This window comes from Pedobacter suwonensis, assembly GCF_044762335.1.
Classification (GTDB): Bacteria; Bacteroidota; Bacteroidia; order Sphingobacteriales; family Sphingobacteriaceae; genus Pedobacter.
The window spans coordinates 267,042-286,450 of record NZ_JBIWEB010000001.1 but is presented as its reverse complement, the minus strand read 5'-3'; the positions used below and the strand labels follow the sequence as shown (position 1 = coordinate 286,450).

At 38.7% G+C, this 19,409-nt stretch carries 20 protein-coding genes; 8 read left to right on the top strand and 12 right to left on the bottom strand.

What is annotated here, in order from left to right; all coding sequences use genetic code 11:
* Window positions 1-3: 3 nt before the first annotated feature.
* The 7 genes from ACIQXP_RS01105 to ACIQXP_RS01075 form a co-directional block, all read right to left on the bottom strand.
* Window positions 4-237, bottom strand: a complete 234-nt coding sequence (locus ACIQXP_RS01105; RefSeq protein ID WP_293743489.1) for a MoaD/ThiS family protein — start codon at window positions 235-237, stop codon at window positions 4-6.
* A 198-nt stretch (window positions 238-435) separates the two neighbouring features.
* Window positions 436-1,176, bottom strand: coding sequence for a sulfite exporter TauE/SafE family protein (locus tag ACIQXP_RS01100; protein WP_293743490.1), 741 nt, complete (start codon window positions 1,174-1,176; stop codon window positions 436-438).
* A 3-nt stretch (window positions 1,177-1,179) separates the two neighbouring features.
* The gene (locus ACIQXP_RS01095; protein WP_387504322.1) at window positions 1,180-2,358 is read right to left on the bottom strand and encodes a molybdopterin molybdotransferase MoeA; all 1,179 of its coding nucleotides are present in this window, start codon (window positions 2,356-2,358) and stop codon (window positions 1,180-1,182) included.
* Between the two features lie 7 nt (window positions 2,359-2,365).
* Window positions 2,366-3,346, bottom strand: a complete 981-nt coding sequence (moaA, locus tag ACIQXP_RS01090) for a GTP 3',8-cyclase MoaA (RefSeq protein ID WP_293743492.1) — start codon at window positions 3,344-3,346, stop codon at window positions 2,366-2,368.
* Window positions 3,343-3,933 (bottom strand): nucleotidyltransferase family protein, encoded by a 591-nt coding sequence (locus tag ACIQXP_RS01085; RefSeq protein ID WP_387504323.1) that lies wholly within the window; start codon window positions 3,931-3,933, stop codon window positions 3,343-3,345. The genes moaA and ACIQXP_RS01085 overlap by 4 nt, the downstream gene beginning before the upstream one ends.
* Before the next feature lie 7 nt (window positions 3,934-3,940).
* Window positions 3,941-5,050 (bottom strand): XdhC family protein, encoded by a 1,110-nt coding sequence (locus tag ACIQXP_RS01080; protein WP_387504324.1) that lies wholly within the window; start codon window positions 5,048-5,050, stop codon window positions 3,941-3,943.
* 331 nt (window positions 5,051-5,381) lie between these two features.
* Window positions 5,382-5,612, bottom strand: a complete 231-nt coding sequence (locus ACIQXP_RS01075; RefSeq protein ID WP_387504325.1) for a hypothetical protein — start codon at window positions 5,610-5,612, stop codon at window positions 5,382-5,384.
* A 200-nt stretch (window positions 5,613-5,812) separates the two neighbouring features.
* Here ACIQXP_RS01075 and ACIQXP_RS01070 point away from each other — a divergent pair, with 200 nt between their 5' ends.
* Genes ACIQXP_RS01070 through ACIQXP_RS01060 form a run of 3 tightly spaced genes read left to right on the top strand, consistent with a single transcriptional unit; the run spans window position 5,813 to window position 7,319 of the window.
* Complete coding sequence (locus ACIQXP_RS01070; RefSeq protein ID WP_387504326.1) at window positions 5,813-6,412, top strand: sigma-70 family RNA polymerase sigma factor; 600 nt, start codon at window positions 5,813-5,815, stop codon at window positions 6,410-6,412.
* Between the two features lies 1 nt (window position 6,413).
* Entirely contained in the window at window positions 6,414-6,680 is a 267-nt protein-coding gene (locus tag ACIQXP_RS01065) for a zf-HC2 domain-containing protein (protein WP_387504327.1), read from the top strand.
* Between the two features lie 57 nt (window positions 6,681-6,737).
* Window positions 6,738-7,319 (top strand): peroxiredoxin-like family protein, encoded by a 582-nt coding sequence (locus tag ACIQXP_RS01060; RefSeq protein ID WP_387504328.1) that lies wholly within the window; start codon window positions 6,738-6,740, stop codon window positions 7,317-7,319.
* A gap of 175 nt (window positions 7,320-7,494) precedes the next feature.
* Here ACIQXP_RS01060 and ACIQXP_RS01055 read toward each other — a convergent pair whose 3' ends face one another.
* A complete protein-coding gene (locus tag ACIQXP_RS01055; protein ID WP_387504329.1) occupies window positions 7,495-8,469 on the bottom strand; it encodes a Gfo/Idh/MocA family protein in 975 nt (324 codons plus the stop codon).
* A gap of 270 nt (window positions 8,470-8,739) precedes the next feature.
* Here ACIQXP_RS01055 and ACIQXP_RS01050 point away from each other — a divergent pair, with 270 nt between their 5' ends.
* The gene (locus tag ACIQXP_RS01050; RefSeq protein WP_090982300.1) at window positions 8,740-8,937 is read left to right on the top strand and encodes a hypothetical protein; all 198 of its coding nucleotides are present in this window, start codon (window positions 8,740-8,742) and stop codon (window positions 8,935-8,937) included.
* Between the two features lie 62 nt (window positions 8,938-8,999).
* On the top strand, window positions 9,000-9,815 hold the full coding sequence (locus tag ACIQXP_RS01045) for an endonuclease/exonuclease/phosphatase family protein (protein ID WP_293743500.1): 816 nt from the start codon (window positions 9,000-9,002) through the stop codon (window positions 9,813-9,815).
* 22 nt (window positions 9,816-9,837) lie between these two features.
* Here the strand turns inward: ACIQXP_RS01045 and ACIQXP_RS01040 are convergent, their stop codons facing one another.
* The 3 genes from ACIQXP_RS01040 to ACIQXP_RS01030 form a co-directional block, all read right to left on the bottom strand.
* On the bottom strand, window positions 9,838-10,791 hold the full coding sequence (locus ACIQXP_RS01040; RefSeq protein ID WP_293743506.1) for an alpha/beta hydrolase: 954 nt from the start codon (window positions 10,789-10,791) through the stop codon (window positions 9,838-9,840).
* 126 nt (window positions 10,792-10,917) lie between these two features.
* A complete protein-coding gene (locus ACIQXP_RS01035; protein WP_293743508.1) occupies window positions 10,918-12,447 on the bottom strand; it encodes an ArnT family glycosyltransferase in 1,530 nt (509 codons plus the stop codon).
* Window positions 12,448-13,131, bottom strand: a complete 684-nt coding sequence (locus ACIQXP_RS01030; protein WP_293743509.1) for a phosphatase PAP2 family protein — start codon at window positions 13,129-13,131, stop codon at window positions 12,448-12,450.
* A 240-nt stretch (window positions 13,132-13,371) separates the two neighbouring features.
* On the opposite strand from ACIQXP_RS01030, the gene ACIQXP_RS01025 reads away from it, so the two are divergent.
* The 3 genes from ACIQXP_RS01025 (at window position 13,372) to ACIQXP_RS01015 (ending at window position 16,084) form a co-directional block, all read left to right on the top strand.
* Window positions 13,372-13,602, top strand: a complete 231-nt coding sequence (locus ACIQXP_RS01025; protein WP_387504331.1) for a hypothetical protein — start codon at window positions 13,372-13,374, stop codon at window positions 13,600-13,602.
* A 433-nt stretch (window positions 13,603-14,035) separates the two neighbouring features.
* Entirely contained in the window at window positions 14,036-14,791 is a 756-nt protein-coding gene (locus tag ACIQXP_RS01020) for a LytR/AlgR family response regulator transcription factor (protein WP_387504332.1), read from the top strand.
* Window positions 14,792-15,025: 234 nt separating this feature from the next.
* On the top strand, window positions 15,026-16,084 hold the full coding sequence (locus tag ACIQXP_RS01015; protein WP_387504333.1) for a sensor histidine kinase: 1,059 nt from the start codon (window positions 15,026-15,028) through the stop codon (window positions 16,082-16,084).
* A gap of 158 nt (window positions 16,085-16,242) precedes the next feature.
* On the opposite strand, the gene ACIQXP_RS01010 is transcribed toward ACIQXP_RS01015, so the two are convergent.
* On the bottom strand, window positions 16,243-19,386 hold the full coding sequence (locus ACIQXP_RS01010) for an efflux RND transporter permease subunit (RefSeq protein ID WP_387504335.1): 3,144 nt from the start codon (window positions 19,384-19,386) through the stop codon (window positions 16,243-16,245).
* Window positions 19,387-19,409 lie beyond the last annotated feature (23 nt).

Sequence of the window (19,409 nt, the reverse complement as noted above, 5' to 3'; positions counted from 1 at the left end):
TGTTTAACCACCAGAAAAAGGTGGCATGATGGCTATTGTAGCCTGGTTTGTAATTTCAGTATTGTGTTGAACAATGTTTTTGTTCAGGGCAAGTTTGTATTTTAAGTTTTTCAAGGCTGGAAACCGATTTTCGATGTATTTACTAAAAGCATTGGTATCAGTAATGCCATCTACTTCAATTTTTTGATTATTAATGAATTCGGTAATCTGTCCAAAACTGATGATTTCAATTTCCATGCTGCTAATTTACTCTTAAGATGCTACTTTTATGTACTCCGAGGGACTGAAAATTGTTATTCTTTTCAAATAACGGATTTATAAGTATTTAAATTGCCTGCGGTGCAAGTTAATGAACTGATAAATCTCTTTTCGATCGGCAATTAATTATTTTGTATCATTTGCATCAAACATAATCATAAAGAACCATTGATTAAATTATGCCTGTGTAAAGAGCAATTTGTACGCAGCTAATGCAAGTACAAAGGCCAATACATTTTTTAAAACGGTTTGCGGAAATTTTAAGGCGCCAAAATAAGCGCCGCAAATGCCTCCGGCGAAGGCTACCGCAACATAAGCGAGCATGTGGATGTTAAATTCGAATCCCTTAATAAGCTGGCCGCCTAAACCAGCAAGCGAATTAACAAAAATAAATGCTGCACTAATGGCTGCGGTCTGTTTTTGATCGGTCCACTTTAACAGCAACAGGATTGGTGAAAGGATTATTCCACCCCCAATACCAATCATGCCCGAAAGTAAGCCGATGATGCCTCCTATAGTGAGCGATAGTGAAATATTTGATGGCCTGAAATCTTTAGGGTCGGTATTTTTAAAAAAGAAAAAACGGATAACCGGAATCAGTAGGAGCAATCCTAAAATTTTCTTATAAACAGCACTTTGGATAAGCATCATGCCACCAACAAACGAAAGTGGGATAGAGGCCAGTGCAAAAGGCCAAAAGGTTTTCCATTTAAAATGACCACCACGGTAAAACTGTATAAATGAGGTGGAAGAGACAAACAGGTTGAGCAGCAATGCCGTGGGTTTCATGATGGATGGTGAAATGGCAAAAATAGCCATAAGCGCTAAATAGCCGCTTGCTCCACCATGCCCAACCGACGCATACAAAAAAGCCACTACAAAAAGTAAACAGTAAAAGACCATGAAGCTTTCTTGCATAGTTTAGGCGGGTAAAATCAATACGTCTAGGATTTCATTTTCTGTAAAATACGCCTTTGTTTCATCAAGGCATATAAGGCAATTGGCCTGCGCAAAGGAGCTTAACCGATAAGATTCCTGTGCATGGAGCGGAGTAACCATTCCGTTTTCATATTTGCCTTTCAGGAAATGTGTTAACCCTGAAGGTTTAGCATAGGCATGTGTAAGCCGCGCCTGAACTTCAATTACACTGTTGCTTTTAAGGGATGAGGCTTTGATGGCGGGTAATACATAATTATAATAGCAACTGAGTACAGATGACGGGTTTCCGGGAAGTCCGAATATGAGTTTTTGATCCTTTGTGCCAAAAAACAAAGGTTTGCCGGGTTTCTGTTTCACTTTGTGGAAAATCTGTTTGATGCCGCAATATGAGGCGGCTTCGATGACGAAATCATAATCGCCAACACTTACGCCGCCTGTAAGCAGCACAACATCGCAGTCTGCCACTGCAGTTTGTAATACTTTCTGAAGGATCTCGAGGTCATCATCGGCTTCGAAAACTGCAATCTGTTCAATCCCTTCCTGTTTTAAGGCAGCACATAGTGAATAGGAATTCGATTCATATACCTTTCCAAGTTCGAGGACTTCCCCCGGATGTTGTAATTCTTTTCCTGTTACAATTATAGAAATCTTTGGCATGGGATAAACACTAATTTCGTTAATACCGATGCCTGCGAGAAAGCCGATAGCCGCGGGGCTAAGCAAATCTCCTTTTTCCATTGCCAGTGCACCGGTTTTAATTTCAGAGCCCTTTTCCCGGACATTTGCGCCTGGTTTTAAATTTGGGTCATTTAAAGTGATATTTCCATCCCTCCTCGTAATTTTTTCCTGCATCACTACCGTATCGGAGCCTGTAGGTAACGGAGCGCCGGTAAATATTCTACATGTTTCGCCATTTCGGATGGTGATTTTGGTTGCCGCTCCGGCAGCCATTTCGCCAGTTATGCGGAGTTCTTGTTGATGATCTTCAAACTTTAATGCATAACCATCCATTGATGATTGCTTAAAGGCCGGAATATCATATTTAGCATAAACATTGGCTGCAAGAATATGTCCGGACGCGTTCGCCAGATCAACTGAAACGGGATTTAATGTGTTGGTGTGTTGAGAGATAAGGTTTTTTGCTTCTTTAACGCTAATCATGAAAATGTTATCCTCCAATGGTAATCATACTTCTGTTTTGAATGGTCGTTGCATCAATTTTTTTGAAATCGCTTACCATTTGTCCGCCCAATGCTTCCTTTTTGCTCCAAATAGCCGATTGAATTAACGGAATTACATCTTCGTTTTTTCGCAAGGCAGTTAAAAGATCGGTTTCGTTATCCGAAAAAAGGCAGTTTTTCAGTTTTCCATCTGCTGTCAGGCGCATGCGGTTACAGCTACTGCAAAATGGATGGGTCATGGTGCTGATCACGGCAAAAGAACCCTCATGGCCGGGAATCATAAAGCTTTTGGCCGTATCGTGGGCATCTCCTTTAACAGGTAATACCGAAAAATCTTGTTCTATCACAGCCAGTATTTCATCCAAAGCATACATCTGGTTACTCGTCCATTTATTACCACTAAAAGGCATAAACTCAATAAACCTGACCTGGATCGGGTTAAATTTGGTCCAACCGATGAAATCGTTGATTTCATTATCGTTAAGCCCTTTCATCACCACCACATTTACTTTTACCTTGATTTTATGCTGTAAAAGCAGTTCGATATTGCTGCGTACCTGATGAAAGACATCCCGTCTTGTAATCATAAAAAACTTCTCAGGTTGTAAGGTATCCAGACTGATATTAACGGTTTTAATCCCTGCTGCCTTTAGTACAGGCAACATTTCTGCAATGCGGGTGCCGTTTGTAGTCATCACCAGTTCGACCGGAAGTTTACCCAGCGCCGCAATAATTTGGGCTGCATCTTTTCTCACCAAAGGTTCGCCACCGGTAAGCCTGATTTTTTTTACGCCGTTGGCCACGAAAATCTCCGCCAGTTTGATGATTTCGTTTGTCTGCATTAACCGTGAGGCAGGCGTAAAATCATATTCTTCTTCAGGCATGCAATAAAAACAGCGAAAATTGCAGTTATCGGTGAGCGATATCCGCAGATAGTTGTGTACTCTTCCAAAAGAATCTGTTATCATTGCCGGCTAATTAAATGGTTATAATCTGTTTCTGTATCAATATCAATTCCCCCTCGCTCAAAAACCACTGTTTCCAGATCTTCTGAATATTGTTTTAATATATTTTTTGCTCCTTCTGCGCCTTTGAGCAATAAAAGCGCTTCAAAGTAATCTTTTTTAAAAAGAACAGGTGTGCCTATTGTTTCGTTATATGAACTGGCAATAATCTTTTTGCCTGTTTCTTTTTGCTTTTCGATTAAGTTATTAAAGTTACGCTTTTTTATAAAAGCCTGATCGGCCACAGCAATAATAATACTTTCTATTTCGCTATTATTTTTGACGATAGTTGACAGGCCTGCAACAATACTTGCGCCCATTCCTTCTTCCCAGCTTTGATTTATAATTATGTTGATCCCGTTATGCCTGTGCTGGTCAGCTATTTTTTGTGCGTATGCGCCTAAAACAACAATAACAGGTTTGCAGTCTGTTGCTAAAGCCTCATTAATTACCGTTTGCAGGAGTGTTTTTCCATTGTAATCCAATAGCTGTTTGGGTTTCCCCAAACGTGAGGAACTGCCGGCTGCCAATATGATGATGCCCGTTCTCAATGGCTGGTTACATTTTATCGTAAACGTGGATCGGTTTCTTCTTCTCTTTTAAAAACATAGCCGAAGCACCTGAAAAAACAGATTTAATTTCTGCGAGGATAGAAATGGCAATTTCTGCTGCAGTTTCTGCGCCAATATCCAGTCCGATTGGACCATGTACCCGGGTTTCGTTTTCAGGTGTTGCTAAATCCAGTTCATCCAGCATCCTGAGCAGCTTTTTCTTTGGGCCTAAGGTACCAATGTATGTTGCTTTTGTATCCAACAGATATGTAAGTAGCCCGAGGTCATAATTGTAATTATGCGTCATTAATACGAAAGCGGTTTGCCCGTCTATCTGAATATTGGACAGTATATTTTCCGGTTTACTTACCAAAATTCTGATTGCATTTGGAAAACGTTGAGGCGTAGCATGTGTTGATCTGCCATCGATTACGGTTACTTCCCAACCCAACAGATATGCCATTTCGGCAAGAGGTTGTGCGTCATTACCCGCACCGGCTATTATTAATGAAATGGGTGGTTTTATAAATTCCAGGAAGACCTCAGTTTGCTGATCATTCTGTTTATAAACCTTAAATGCCGAAGTTTTATTTTCAAAAACGGCTTCAATATCTTCGATTACTTTATCGCTTATTGAAGTTGGAATTTTAGAAAGAACAGGTTCATTTCTAAAAAGCATTCCGGTGCCCAATTGAAATCTATCTCCCAACGAAAAAAAAGTTGCCAGTACGGCACTTTCTCTTTTGCTTTGCAAGGCAGTTAAAATAGCAATTGGATTCAATTCATCCATCGCTGTAATAGGCTCGAACAGGATATGGATAATACCATTACAGCCCAGCTGAACGCCAAATTTGGCATCATCTTCATCAGTCGTATCATAAGTAACAAGCTTGTTTTCCTGTTGTACTATTGCCGAAAGTGCTTTGCGCAGCGCGTCGCCCTCAAGACAACCGCCGCTAATGGCTCCTGTTAACTGGCCATCTTCGGTAACGAGCATCCTTGCACCCGGCCTTCGGTAAGCAGAGCCCTCTACCTTAACTACCGTTGCGAGCGCAGTGCTTTTTCCTTCCTTGGTCGCTTTTTGATACGCTTTTATAATATCGGTAATTTCTTTCATAAGGGATTGATGCCGTGGAAACGGCAAATTAATGATAATCTATTACAAATGGTTAAATGTAAAAGGAAAGATATAATATTTAAAGTGTTGGTTGGGCAACTGTACAGTCAGATGGTGCCTTCTGACTGATAACTCAACTTAATCCGGATTGCCCTGAAATGGCTATGGTAATTAGCCGATCTGCAATTGTTTATCATTGACAGATCGTAATATCTGATACCAGTGGATAGTGGACCAATAATGTATCGGAAATACTTTTCAGTCAGATGTCATTACCTGATTGGTAAAGTAAAAGATTATTATTTTAAATAACAGGTAACTTTTGCTCTGGTTAAAAAGGCGCTGAATGAAAAATTTCCAGGTTGATACAATGCAATCCAATGCTGTTAAAAAGTTCGGTGATTTCTTTAGTCCAATCTTTTGGTGAATCTACCCGAAGGATTTTATCGGCATCCCACAAATCAATATTCCACTTAATTTCTTTGAAATGGCTGTTCAGCAGTGGGCTGATGGCATTTAACTCGCTGTCAGTTGATACATTTGTTTTGAAAACGGCTATCATATAGATAAGTTTTTAGGTTTGTTATTGGCAGTAGACGTACAACTTTAGAAATTACTTTAAATCGGGTGGAATTTTTTAATTTTTTATTCGGCTCATTTAATTAAGCTTGTTTCTAAATCCATAAAATAATCTGTAAGGAAATTTGATTTCGTGCGACTAACCAATTAAGCAGTATATTTATAATGAGATAATATCAGGACATGCTAAACAACACGGACCAGGAATTTGGAGAAAAGCGCCTTCATTCAGACCCACTAAGCTGGGTAGAAAAATATGCTGATTACCTGTATGGCTTTGCCATGTCGAGAATAAGAGATGAAGAGGTGGCTAAAGATTTGGTTCAGGACACCTTTTTGGCAGCTCTGCAGAAATTAGACGGTTTTGAAGGCAATAGTCAGGAGAAAACATGGCTAACGGCTATTCTTAAAAATAAAATAGTCGATTTTTACAGAAAACGTTCAATTAGTAGTGTAAAAGATTTAAGAGAAATGGATGTTGAAGGTGAACTGAAGGATTTTTTTGATACTGAATCAGGGCATTGGACCGAAAAAGATTATCCGAGGGCATTTGGTTTGGAGATGTATAACCCTTTGATGATTAAAGAACTAGGATTTGTATTGAATAAATGTTTGGCTAAACTTCCAGGGTTATGGTTTTCAGTGTTTTCAATGAAACACATAGACGATCTTGCTTCGGAGCAGATTTGTAACGAATTGAAGCTTACAAATGCTAATTTTTGGGTAATCATGCACCGCACTAAACTTAACCTGAGGGCCTGCCTTCAAAAAAACTGGAACTGATATGAAGAGCGCGCTAAGGAATATAATTTATAACTGTAAACAGGCCACTTTTCTGATCGAAAAAAGAATTGCTGGAAAAATCACTGCTGCCGAAACACTACAATTGCATATACATTTGAAAGGTTGTTCGGTATGCAAAATTTATCAGCAGCAGAGTATATTGATTAATAAGGTGTTTTCAGACTTTGAAAACAGTGATGTTAAACTTGATGAAATCTTTAAAAAAACATTAAAGGATAAGATTGAAAAAGAAATCAATAAAAATTAATTTTCGCTGTAAGGTTAATGCTGCTCGTTCGACTAAGAGCTAAAACATAAAGACAAAATGACAAGAATTATCTTATTTACAGCTTTAGCTGTTGTTTTAACATTGCAAACAAAGGCACAGCAAGGTTTAAAAGCGGGAGATAAAGCTCCTGTGTTCACCGGAGTAGATCAAAACGGCAAAACAGTAACTTTGAAGAATGCTCTTAAAGCGCACCGCAATGTGGTATTGTTTTTCTACCGTGGTCAGTGGTGCCCCTACTGCAATAAACACATTAAAGAACTTCAGGACTCTTTAAACTTGTTAACTGAAAAAGATGTCTATGTTATCGGTGTTACACCCGAAACAAAAGAAAACATTGATAAAACCATAAAAAAAACCAGCGCAGGCTTTTGTATCCTTCAGGATAAGGATGATGAGATTATGAAAGCCTATCAGGTTAACTTTATGATGGACGAAGCAACCTTTACCAAATACAAGGGCTATGGAATAAATTTAGAAGAAAACAACGGAAATACCCGGCATACGCTCCCGGTACCTGCAACTTATATTATTGATCGTACAGGTAAAATTAAGTATGTACATTTCGATCCTAACTATCAAAAAAGAGCTTCGGTAAAACTTTTGCTTTCCAAACTTTAGGACGATTTCACGGTAAGTTCCCTCCAAAAGGGTTGCAGCTAAAAAGCGAAGTAGTTATTATTTGAGTTCCTACAGCTGTTTTAATATTTAAATATTGGTTGATAAGAATTATCTGGATCAATAAATGTTAATATAGTAAAGCGGATTACAATCGTATCTATCAGATGTGTTCGCTTTACTTCCTGGTAAAATTATCCATTAATTTCATGGTAACCCATGCATCTTCACCGCTACATGGATTTTGACCTTTTCCTAAAAAGTAATCAACTACTTTCTCAATCATGGGTTGTTGCACATGTTTTAAAGGCTCAAATACATATTCTTCGGTTTTTTGGTTAGTGGTAACCGTAAATTTGTTGCCAAACACGGGAAAACTGATCTGACCGCGTGCGCCATAGATGATGCAACTATCGGCCTGATCTTGTGGCGCTACAGAGAAACACCAGTTGCCACTGAAAACCACCCCGTTTTCAAAAAGTATATTGCCCAAAACCAGATCATCTACCTCAGAATCTTCCTGTTGCCTTGCCGCCATGCCGCTGGCATTTTTTACAGGACCGAAATAGTAAGTCATGAGGTCTAGTTGATGTGGTGCCAGATCATGAAATAAACCACCGCCAGAAATGGCTGGGTTAATCCGCCAGTTGTCAGCACTTTTTGCAATAAGCGAGGTGTTCGGCGACTGGAGCATTTTTAATCGGACTAAACGGATATCGCCAATGACCCGTCCGGCCAATAGTTCTTTGATTTTTAAGAACATGGGTTGAGCCCGCCGGTAATGGGCAATGCATAGCTTCACATTTAATTTATGGGCTGCATCCGTCATGCGTTGAGCAGATGCAGCATCTAGGGTCATTGGTTTTTCTACGTATACAGGCTTTCCGGCGTTTAAGGCTTCAATCGTGTAAGCCTCGTGTTGCAAGGGTGGGGTAGCAATATAAATCGCATTAACCTCCGGATCCCTGATCAGCTGGATGGCATCATCATACCATTTAGCCACTTGATGCCGTTTGGCATAGTCAGCAGCTTTGACACCATCCCGACGCATTACTGCAACTAATTTTGAATTTTTCACCTGATTAAAAGCAGGTCCGCTTTTAATTTCAGTCACATCTCCACAGCCGATAATACCCCATCTGATTTCCTCCATTATATTTGATTTAAAAGATTGAATTTAGAAATATTTTCCTGCCCAATCGACTGACAGAAAGTTTTGTTAAAAAAAAAGGGATTCACAACGAGCGTGATCCCTAATCAACTAACCAAACAAATCTATTCCGGAAACCACCCCGGAATCAATTTATAAACGGGATAATAACGGGATTGTTTTAAAAAAATGCCTTTTTTTTTTATTTTTCAAAAAGGGAAAAAATACGGTTGGTTAATCTGGAATTCATCTCGCTTTTTTTAGCTTTGTGTTATGCAAAATCTGTCAGAAAAGCTTCAAATCGATCTTATAGAACTTAAGGCAAAGTACGCCTTCATTATGGAGGAGCTTGAAGTGACATTTGCAGATGCTTACTTAATGAAATTGCAAGCTAAACAACGGTTGGCGGAGCAGATGATGATTGAGATGGAGCGAATCCTAACCGGAGAAACCGGAGCAAATGAAAACTAAGGTAGATCATCCGGAATTTAAAGACTAAACAAGTTAACCTTCTATTTATCAGCTCAAACAACATGAAATTATACTCTTTTTTAATATTAAGTATTTGTTTTTTAGGTGCGTGCTCACCTAAGATCAATCAGCAGGTTGAATCAGAGCGCAATAAGGTATTGCGTGTCATGTCTTATAATATTCACCATTGCAATCCGCCATCAAAAGCGAGAGAAGGTGTTATCGATGTTGATGCCATTGTCAAAGCGATTGCACAGCAAAAACCAGATTTCGTAGCCTTGCAAGAGGTAGATGTGAATACCAAAAGATCGGGAAATATTAACCAGGCTGTTTTATTGGCAACAAAATTGAAGATGAATTTTTATTTTGGTAAAGCAATTGACCATGATGGGGGCGACTACGGTGTAGCCATTTTATCACGCTTTCCTTTATCTGCGCAACAGACTTTAATGCTGCCTAAAAATAACGATGCCAAGGCAGAGCAAAGGGTTTTGGCTATTGCAACGGCAGAAATTGCCAAAGGGGTATTTATCCGATTTGCTTCTACCCATCTTGATGCACAACGTTCTGAAGAGAACCGGATTCTTCAGGCTAAGGAGCTTAACCGGTTAACGGCAAAAGAAACCTTACCGCTAATCCTTGCAGGTGATTTAAATGCCGATCCAGGTTCGGAAAGCATCAGGATATTTGATACGAATTTTACCAGAACCTGTAGCGATTGTAGTTTTACCATTCCATCGATCAATCCAAGGAAAACAATTGATCATATCGGGTTTAAAACCGGAAATCCATTTAAAGTGGTTTCCCACGAAGTTGTTTCTGAACGTTATGCCTCAGATCACCTGCCGGTCGTTGCAGTACTTCAACTGGAAAAATAACTATTACTATTTCTGATTTACGCTACCTCTTTATTAAAGCAGGTGGAATGTTAAACGTAGGTTTTTTGTCTGCATCTTTAAAGTCCACTTCCATAAAGTAACGCTTTTGTTTCAAAATGTAATGGTCTATAAACCATAAGATATCAGGTAAGTTCTCAGTCATCGGAGAACCCGCTATTTCGTGTCCCATATCCTGCACATACTGGAAATAATACGGATAGTGATTCTTTTTAAAGGTTTTAGCAAGATATTTAGAGCCAAAAAAGCCCCTGTTAAGTAATCTCACTTTGTTATAGGGCACAAGTTTATCGGCCGTGCCGTGGAAAAACATTGTTGGTGCCGGCGGTATAGCATATTTTGGTGCGCCTTGATAACTTAATATGGCTCCCGCAAAAGAGATTACGCCCTTGTATTGAAAATTTCGGGGTAATTTGGTTGATAATGCTGTAGCATTCCGTTTGTTATAATCGGCGTGCAGTGCCGTGATCGCGCCCGCGCTTGATCCCGACAGGATAATCATTGAAGTATCAATACCAAGTTCTTTCGCATTTTTGATGAGATAGGCTGTTGCGGCAAAAACATCAGTTGTGGCCGTATCGATTGCAGCTTTTAAATTAGAAGTATTAAACGGACTAGGAAATTTCTTTCCTTTCAGGCCCAATCGATAATCAACTGATACAACTTTATAGTGGTTTGCGATTAAGGTGTTAAAGTATTGATCGAATAGTTTGCTGTCTCTGCGTCCCATTACAAAACCACCGCCAAAAATAAAAAGTACTGTTGGCTTAGTGTCTGTTATTTTTCCACGGTAATAGATATCTAACTTCAGTGTGCCAGAATCGGTTTGAGAAAATGTTTTAGTTTCTACATGATCTTTTTTATCCTGAATTACAATCTGCCCCGTTGAAGACAAAGAGCTGAATAGGATTACAATGAAGAGCGAGCTGAATAGATATACTTTGTTATTGGGCATCATGTTTTTAGTGAAAAGGTTCGTTGTTAGCTATCTGATCGACTTTAGTTCATTTTGCTAATTTATTTCATTTTCGGTTCAGGTGCAATTAGATTTAAACGTTATTTGTTAGTTATAATTACGGACTAATTATTTTTTATAGCCATTTAACTTAAATAATAAAATATTTTTGCATACGGCTCCATTTCTGAAAATAGGGAGAATGATTGGTAGTGAACAACTCTGAAATTGGGATTTAATGAAGCTGATGCTGTTTTCGTCGTAAAGATTAGCGGGTATAATATAATATGCATTGTCGCCAACAGCCAATGTTGGCTTGCTTGAGTTAGACCAGTAATACTGATGAAGATCGAATATTTCTCCTAGGCCATAAGTATGCAAACCAGTTTTACTGCAGACATAAAAATCTAAATGGGCAGCAGGAAACCACTTTGTGATCACAATGGTGTGAACTTTTTTATTCTTTTCTAATGGTTTATCCAGGCGATAAATAGAATCAATTATCTTTCCTGTTTCTTTCCAGCCGTATAAATCTAATGTGGGGTCGCCGGCGCCCAAACTGAGGGCTCCTGTTTGTGTTGAAAATGTACCCTTGTAAAAATTAATAGTGAAGAGACCTGCACTTACCACGAACAGGAAAAACAGTATGCTTGCACCAATAATCGTTTTTATTTTTTTATCGTTAAAAGATTCAAGTTTCAATGCAGAAAGAAATATTAAACAACTATATGCCGGGCCAGACCAATGTGGCAGGGTATCTCTAAAAATGGAAAGAAAAATAAGCGTAAGAATAAGTGGTAGTGAGCAAAATAATAAAAGTTTGATTTCGCTCTTAATGAAAAAATTTTTGGTTTTGATGAAACTAAAAACAGCCACCCAAGCCAGAAAAAAAATAATGGGATTGTTGTAAAATAATTGTCCGCCAATTTCTCTGGCAAAAGCCAGTGGGTTGATGTCGGCATGGAGTAAACTAACCCGGTTGCTGTGGTAGGTATAGGTAATAAAATGATGCCGGATATTCCAGGTGATAAGAGGAGATACTATCATCAAACTAATTAGTGCAGAAATATATATGCCCTTTTGTACCAATAGTTTTCTATCGCTAAACAGCACAAACAGGATCATGCCCACCCATAAGTAAACACCATGAATCTTACACATCATGCAAAGTCCTGCCGCTAAGCCAAACCAGCACCAGAGGCTTAAAGTAGGTAAACCCTGCCCGGTGGATCTGATAATTTTAAGCAATAAAAAGATACTCCACAGCCAGAAAACCATTTGCGGACTATCGGGTAAAATAAATGTTCCGGCAATGATGCTGCAATAAAAAGACGAAGAATAAAGTAAAGCGGCAAACCAGCCGACACGGTTGTTTTTTAAGAGTTTTCCCGTTTTAAATACGATTACAGTGCCTATAGTAGAGGATATTATGGCACCAAGCCGAACCGCCAATTCGCTGTGGATAGATAAGTTTGCCGTTGTTGTTCTGATCAACCAGGCTACAAATGGAGGATGATCAAAATAATTCCATTGCAGATTTAAAGCGTATGTCCAATAATATACTTCATCATTTCCAAGCGCTGTTGCTGAGGCTATAATCACTTTGATTACAGTCATTGCCGCTATAAATAGCCATAATTTAATGGATATTTCTTTCACTTAGATAGGAATTGACTGATTGGCGATTTTAAACTGTTTATATCTTTTGTTTAGCTTAGCCGATCTGAAAAGCTTAAGGTCGTATACCTGGTAATAGCTCGCGATTGCGCACGTGATACCGGTTACCGCACCGAAAATTACATCAATAAGAAAATGTTGCGCCAGGTATATACGTGAATAACCGATTGAAAAGGCAAAAAACAGGCAATAAAAAGAGATTTTCTTTTTCTTGAAAATTAAAACCAACACTGTGGCTAATGCAAAAGCAGATGCGGTATGCCCTGAAGGAAAAGAATTTTGATTATGCGTGCTTACGCCCTCTACAAAATGAGTATAATGAAATAATGTCTGCTCAAAAAAATATTTAGGCCGTGGCATGTGAAATATTCTTTTGGTGATCTGAATAATCAAGCCTGAGTAAATGTAAGCAAGAGCAACGGTCATTGCTTTTTTCTTTTTTCGAAGTGCAAGCAGAATGGCTGCTGTCAGGATACTGGCTAAACCATCTCCAAGATTGGTGAAATACCTGAAAAAAGTATCGAGCCATATTGGGTGAAACCTGTTTAAAATGATGAATCCATCTGTTTTAGAAAAGCTAAAATTAAAAATAAGTACCAATAACAGTATTGATATCGCAGTAGAGAAATAATACCGGAGTTTGCTCAGTCTTTTAGTGATACGCATGAGTTGTTCTTTACACAAAAATATTAGGCATACATCATCTCAAGGTTAAGCGATTATCATGTTTACATCAGCATAAACTTTGTTTAACTATCGATTTTTTGCCTAGAATACTCCGGTTTTCAATGTAGAGGCGCCGATTTGAATGTAATCGCAGACTAACATTTTTTAATAAGTTAATATGGATGTAGTGATAACTTAAAACACATTACGTTGCTTTGCGGCCAAAGAACTAAATTAATTATGCAAAACAATCAGGTAAAAGTTAGTCCCGATTTACAACGGTTTATTGATAAGTTTGAACCCAGCAAATTCAAACTAATGCCAGGTGGTATCGAAATTAGAGGGATAAACGATATACACCGAAGCATCACTCAGGCGAAAGAAATTATAGCAATATTAAATCTTCGGCTAACTGTTTCCCACAATGCCGAAATGCTTAGTTATAGAGGATTTGAAGTAAATAACTTTTGAACCAAAAATTAATTTTAATTCCGCTAAATTTGCTTTCGGGATGTCATTTGTGCAATCTTACCAGATACATTAAAAGGGATCAACAGGCAATAATGTCACCCTTCTAGGCTTTAGTTCAGCAGAATAGTTGGGGTAGCGGTAACATTTTTACCTGCTCTTCACTGCGTTCAGATTAAAAGAAATTGAAAATACTGATTGATTGTTGACCGACAATTTTCATCTCTGCATTACCTCCAGCAAATTTTTTCTCTAATCGTTGCAATAAACCTGTGCAGCCGATTTTTAAGAATGGTATCCGTTCTATAAATCTTAATCTGAGCATAAAGTTTCATTAAGGTATTTTGGTTTATAACTGTTGCGATATCTACTCTTTTTATTATTCCTTTTAAGGATAATTTATTAAATTGCCTTTATCTATTTTAAACCGATCTTGATGAAAAAATCCGTCTCATGTATCATCGTTGACGATGATCCTACTGCCATTAATATTTTGCAAGATTATATTGTAGAAATGCCAAGATTGAAGATAAACCGAATCTTTAATAAACCAGTAGAGGCACTTAGCGAAATCAGTATTGAGAGCAATAGGCAGTTAATTTTTTTGGATATTGATATGCCTGCACTGTCGGGTCTACAGCTTGCCGATAACCTCAAGCACAAATCGCACAATATTATTTTTACCACATCCTATCCGGAATTTGCACTGGATGCATTTAAAGTTAGGGCAAAACATTACCTGTTAAAACCTTTTAACATGGGAGACTTTGCCGTAGTTGTTAACGAAGTGCTTTCGGAATGTTATGATGCACAGGATATTGCAAAAGAAAATGAAGGTGCATTTTTCTTACGTACAAACGGCGAGCGTGGCAGATTAACCAAAGTACTTAAGAAAGACATCATCTATCTGCAGGGATCAAATAATCATGTACATATTTATACTCCGACAAATGATTATTCGGTGTATATGACCATTAAGGAGATGGAAGAAAAACTTCAGGAGAATGGACACTTCTATCGTGTCCACAAATCATATATTATCAATACCGCCTATGTAAAGGAGATCAATGGGCACAAAATCGACCTTGGAAAGTACGAAGTGCTTATGACCCCACAATACAAAGAGGCATTTATGGGGTTTATTGAAGACCAAACCCTAGTCTCAAAACGTTTAAGGGACCAACATTTGTAAATCTGATTGGCTTGTTAATGTTGTAATTGCCGTAATCGTACTGGTTGTTGGATCACTCTTTGAAAAGCGCATACCTGCAGCTTTTTGTGAACGGAAAACAAATGCAGTTTTCCGGGTCGATTTTAAGTCTATTATTGTTTTCATAGACGAAAATTAGCTCCGCCAAAACTGCGAAAAGACTACATTACGCTAAGCAGTTGTTGACTGTTGTGAAACCGATTTTTAACAAAAAAAATGAAAAACTGGCTAAAAAATTATCGCTGGCACCTTATATCTTGGGCCACCTTCATTCTTTATGAATATATATTGGTTTCGTTAATTCTTAAAATAAGGTCGCCGATATTAAATTACTGCATTCATTACATTATTAATATTGTACTTTTCTACGTTCATGCAGAATTGGTATTAGCCAGAAATCTTAAACTTAAAAGGCCTGCTTATTTAAGCATCATTATATTTACGTCAATTGAAATTTTCTTGCACACCATTATTGCTTACTTTGCAGATCGTTTTCTTTCAAAAACAGCAATAATTTCTTTTGATAACCTAACCACTTTAAACTGGAAATATTTATCCGTAACAACATGGCGGGGAATCTATTTCTTATTGTTCTCTACTGCTTATTATTTTATTAAAAGTTATATCCAACAAAAACAGCGGACAGTAGAATTGGAAAAAGAAGCAATTGAAGAAATGTTGAAGCAAAAGCAAATGACACTAGAACTTGCAAATGCTAAAAATGCTTACCTGAAAGCACAAATAAATCCACATTTTTTGTTTAATACCTTAACCTACATTCACAATAGCACACATAAAAGCGAACCCCGCGCTGCAGAAGCAGTCCGATATCTTTCAAAGCTGATGCGCTACGCCTTGGAATGCGAACACGGTCCGGAAATTATGCCGCTTGAAGCGGAAATCCATCAAGTTGAAAACCTCCTACGACTTTGCAGAATAAAAGAGCCTGACTTATATATAGATTTTGTTTATGATGATAAAATCATAGCAGTAGAGGTTATTCCATTACTCTTGCTTAGCCTAACGGAAAATATGGTTAAACATGGAAACCTGAGCCAGCCTGAAGACTCCGGAAAAATTATTGTAAAATGGGAGGATGGTATCTTTAGCATCCAGACCAGTAACCTGATTAACACAGGCTTGAATGATAACGGCTTTCATACGGGGCTTGAAAATATCAGGCAAAGGTTATTTCATACCTATGCAGAAAAAGCATCGCTTTGTGCCAGGGTGAAAGGTAAGTATTTTGAAGTATTGATAACCATTAGCTTATAGGGAGCAGTCTGAAATTCTATAACAAGTTTATTCCCCAAATTTTAAATGTAAACCCGTCAAATAATCTTTGCAGTTTTCCTTGTCGACCGAAAAGTGAATACCCTTTAGCGATTTATCATAGCTCAGCATGATAAATCGCTGGTAGATGACATCATCCTTTACATTTTTCCATCATCGATTCGTATTGGTATCATTTTATCTGCTTTTTTGCGATACGACCAATAAAATACGATCGGATAAACAAAAAGATTAAATAATGTATTGGTAATCAATCCGCCAATTACCACAATGGCCAATGGTTTTGAAGCTTCTGAACCGATTCCGGTAGAAAGTGCTGCAGGCATCAACCCGATAGCCGCCATTAAAGCCGTCATCAACACCGGTCTGAACCTGCTGGCAATTCCATCACGCATGGCATCGGTAAAAGTCCATTGCGGATGGTATTTCAGCTCTGCAATATTGGTTTTGAAACGGGTAATAAGAATTACACCATTTTGCACGCAGATCCCAAATAATGCAATAAAACCAATTCCGGCCGAGATGTTAAAGTTTACACCAGCGGCCAACAATGCTAATATGCCACCAATCATGGCAAATGGAACGTTGTTCAATACCAGTAAGGCATCTTTAATATTGCCGAAAAGTACAAATAGAATAAAAAATATAAGCAATAAACTTACTGGTACAGCCTCTGATAATCTGGCAATAGCCCTTTGCTGGTTTTCAAAATCGCCGGCCCACTCCAGCTTATAACCTTGCGGCAATTTGATTTTGGCATTTACTTTCTGCTGTGCTTCGGCAATTACGCTTCCCATATCCCTGCCGCGGATCGAGAATTTGATGGCGCCGTACCGTTTATGTTTATCACGGTAAATCATACTTGGACCCGTAATCTTACTAATGCTTGATATTTCGCCTAATTGAACATTAGAACCTGATAGGGTAGGAATGCGTAATTTGCTGATCGAACTTTCATCATTTCTAAAATCTTCAGGATAGCGGATAATGAGGTCGAATTTGCGTTCACCTTCGTAAATCTGCGTAGCAGCTTTACCGCCAATGGCCATTTCGATTACTGCATTGGCATCTGCTGTGCTTACGCCATACAAGGCCATTTTTTTCTGATCAAGGTTAATCTGCAGTTCGGGCTGACCAAGATTTCTTAAAATACCCAAATCTTCAATACCCTCAACTGTTTTTAAAATATTTTCTATTTTTTCCTCTTCCTGTTCAATATATTCAAAGTTCTCGCCAAATAATTTCACCACAATGGATCCCTTTACGCCTGAAACCGCTTCTTCTACGTTATCTGAAATGGGTTGCGAAAAATTGAGGCTGATGCCCGGAAAGCTTTTTAATTTTTCCTGCATGCGTTCAATCAGCTGTTCTTTGCTCTGCTTACGTTTCCATTCTTTCCGGGGATAGATGTCAACGTGAAATTCCATATTGTAAAAACCCGTTGCATCTGTTCCGTCGTTCGGACGGCCAGTTTGCGACATTACCTGTTTTACTTCCTCAAAACTTAAAAAGATCTTCCTCATTTCGTTTGAAAGTTTTTTGGTTTCATCTAATGAAATACTCAATGGTCCCGTGGCGCGGACATAAATGGACCCCTCATCCAAACTGGGAAGAAATTCGGTGCCCAAAAATTTAAAACTGAACGCACCTGATAGCAGTACAATAATAGAGATGCTAAATACAAGTTTCTTTTTTTTGAAGCAGCTATCATAAAATTTGAGGGTTGCCTTGGTAATCCACTCTAAAAAGATATTGTGTTTCTCTTTTACATTTTTTTTCAAAAGTACGCTGGCCATGGCAGGAACCAGGGTAAAGGTCAAAATTAGCGCACCCAATAAGGCAAAACTCAAGGTCCACGCCAATGGAGAGAACATTTTACCTTCAACTTTTTCGAAAGTAAAAATGGGAAGCAAACCCGTAATAATGATCAGTTTAGCAAATAAAATACCCTTTCCGTTTTCGAGACTGGCTTTTTTTATAAAACCGAGTTTGCTCATTTTGTTGAACTTTTCCATGCCCAGTTTTTTTGCCTTGGCATCCAATACGACGAAGATTCCTTCAACCATCACCACGGCACCGTCTATAATAATCCCGAAGTCGATAGCACCCATGGATAGCAGATTGGCCGGCATACCTTTTAATTTGAGACAGATAAAAGCAAAAAGCAAGGCCAATGGAATAATAATCGAAACGATTAAGGTGGTGCGCCAATCGGCCATGAAAAGAAACACAATCAGGGTAACAAATAAAATCCCTTCCAGCATGTTGCCCATTACCGTGTGCACGGAGTAATTAACCAGGTCTTCGCGGTCGTAAAACGGTTTGATTTTTACATCATCGGGTAAAACGGTGCTGTTGATGGTATTGATCTTTTCTTTTAACCTAGAAATGACCTCGCTGGGGTTGCCGCCTTTTCTCATAACGATGATGCCTTCTACTACATCGGGATCCCTGTCGCGCCCAACCTGACCCAATCTGGGTAGAGCTGATTCAGCCACTTCGGCAATGGTTTTGACATAGATTGGGGTGCCATTAATGTTGTCAACCACTACGTTTCTGATTTCGTCGATATTGTTAAGCACGCCGATGCCCCTTACCACATAGGCTTGTCCGCTCTGCACAATCACATCACCACCTACATTGATATTACTTTTAGACACTGCTTCGAACAGTTCGGTGGCACTTACACCATATTGAATGGCCTTTTGCGGATCGACCGTGATCTGGTAGGTTTTAACCTCTCCACCAAAACTCACTACATCGGCAATGCCTGAAACAGATAAGAGTTCGCGCTGGACAACCCAATCTTGTAAGGTCTTTAATTCTCTGACCGACTTTGTATCACTTGTTAAAGTATAACGGAAAATCTCGCCGGTTGGCCCATAGGGTGGCTGTACTTCAGGTTGGATACCTTCAGGCAGATCGGCTTCATCAAGATGGTTGTTTACCTGTACCCGGGCTTCAGCGTAATCTACATCGTCTTCGAAACTTACCTTTACGATGGATAAACCAAATAATGAGGAAGACCGGATACTCGTCCGCTTTTCGGTAGGGTTCATGGCAATTTCCAGCGGTCTGCTCACAAATTTTTCTACTTCCTCGGCGCTACGGCCCGGCCATTGGGTAATAATGGTGATATTAGTATTGGTTACATCGGGAAAGGCATCTATTGTGGTATGTTTGAAGCTTAAATAACCTCCAACGATTAAGATGAATGTGGCAAAAAAGATGAAATATTTATTTTTCAGTGCAAAGCCGATAATGCTTTTTATGAATTTATTCATTTTTGAAATCTAGGGTGATAAAA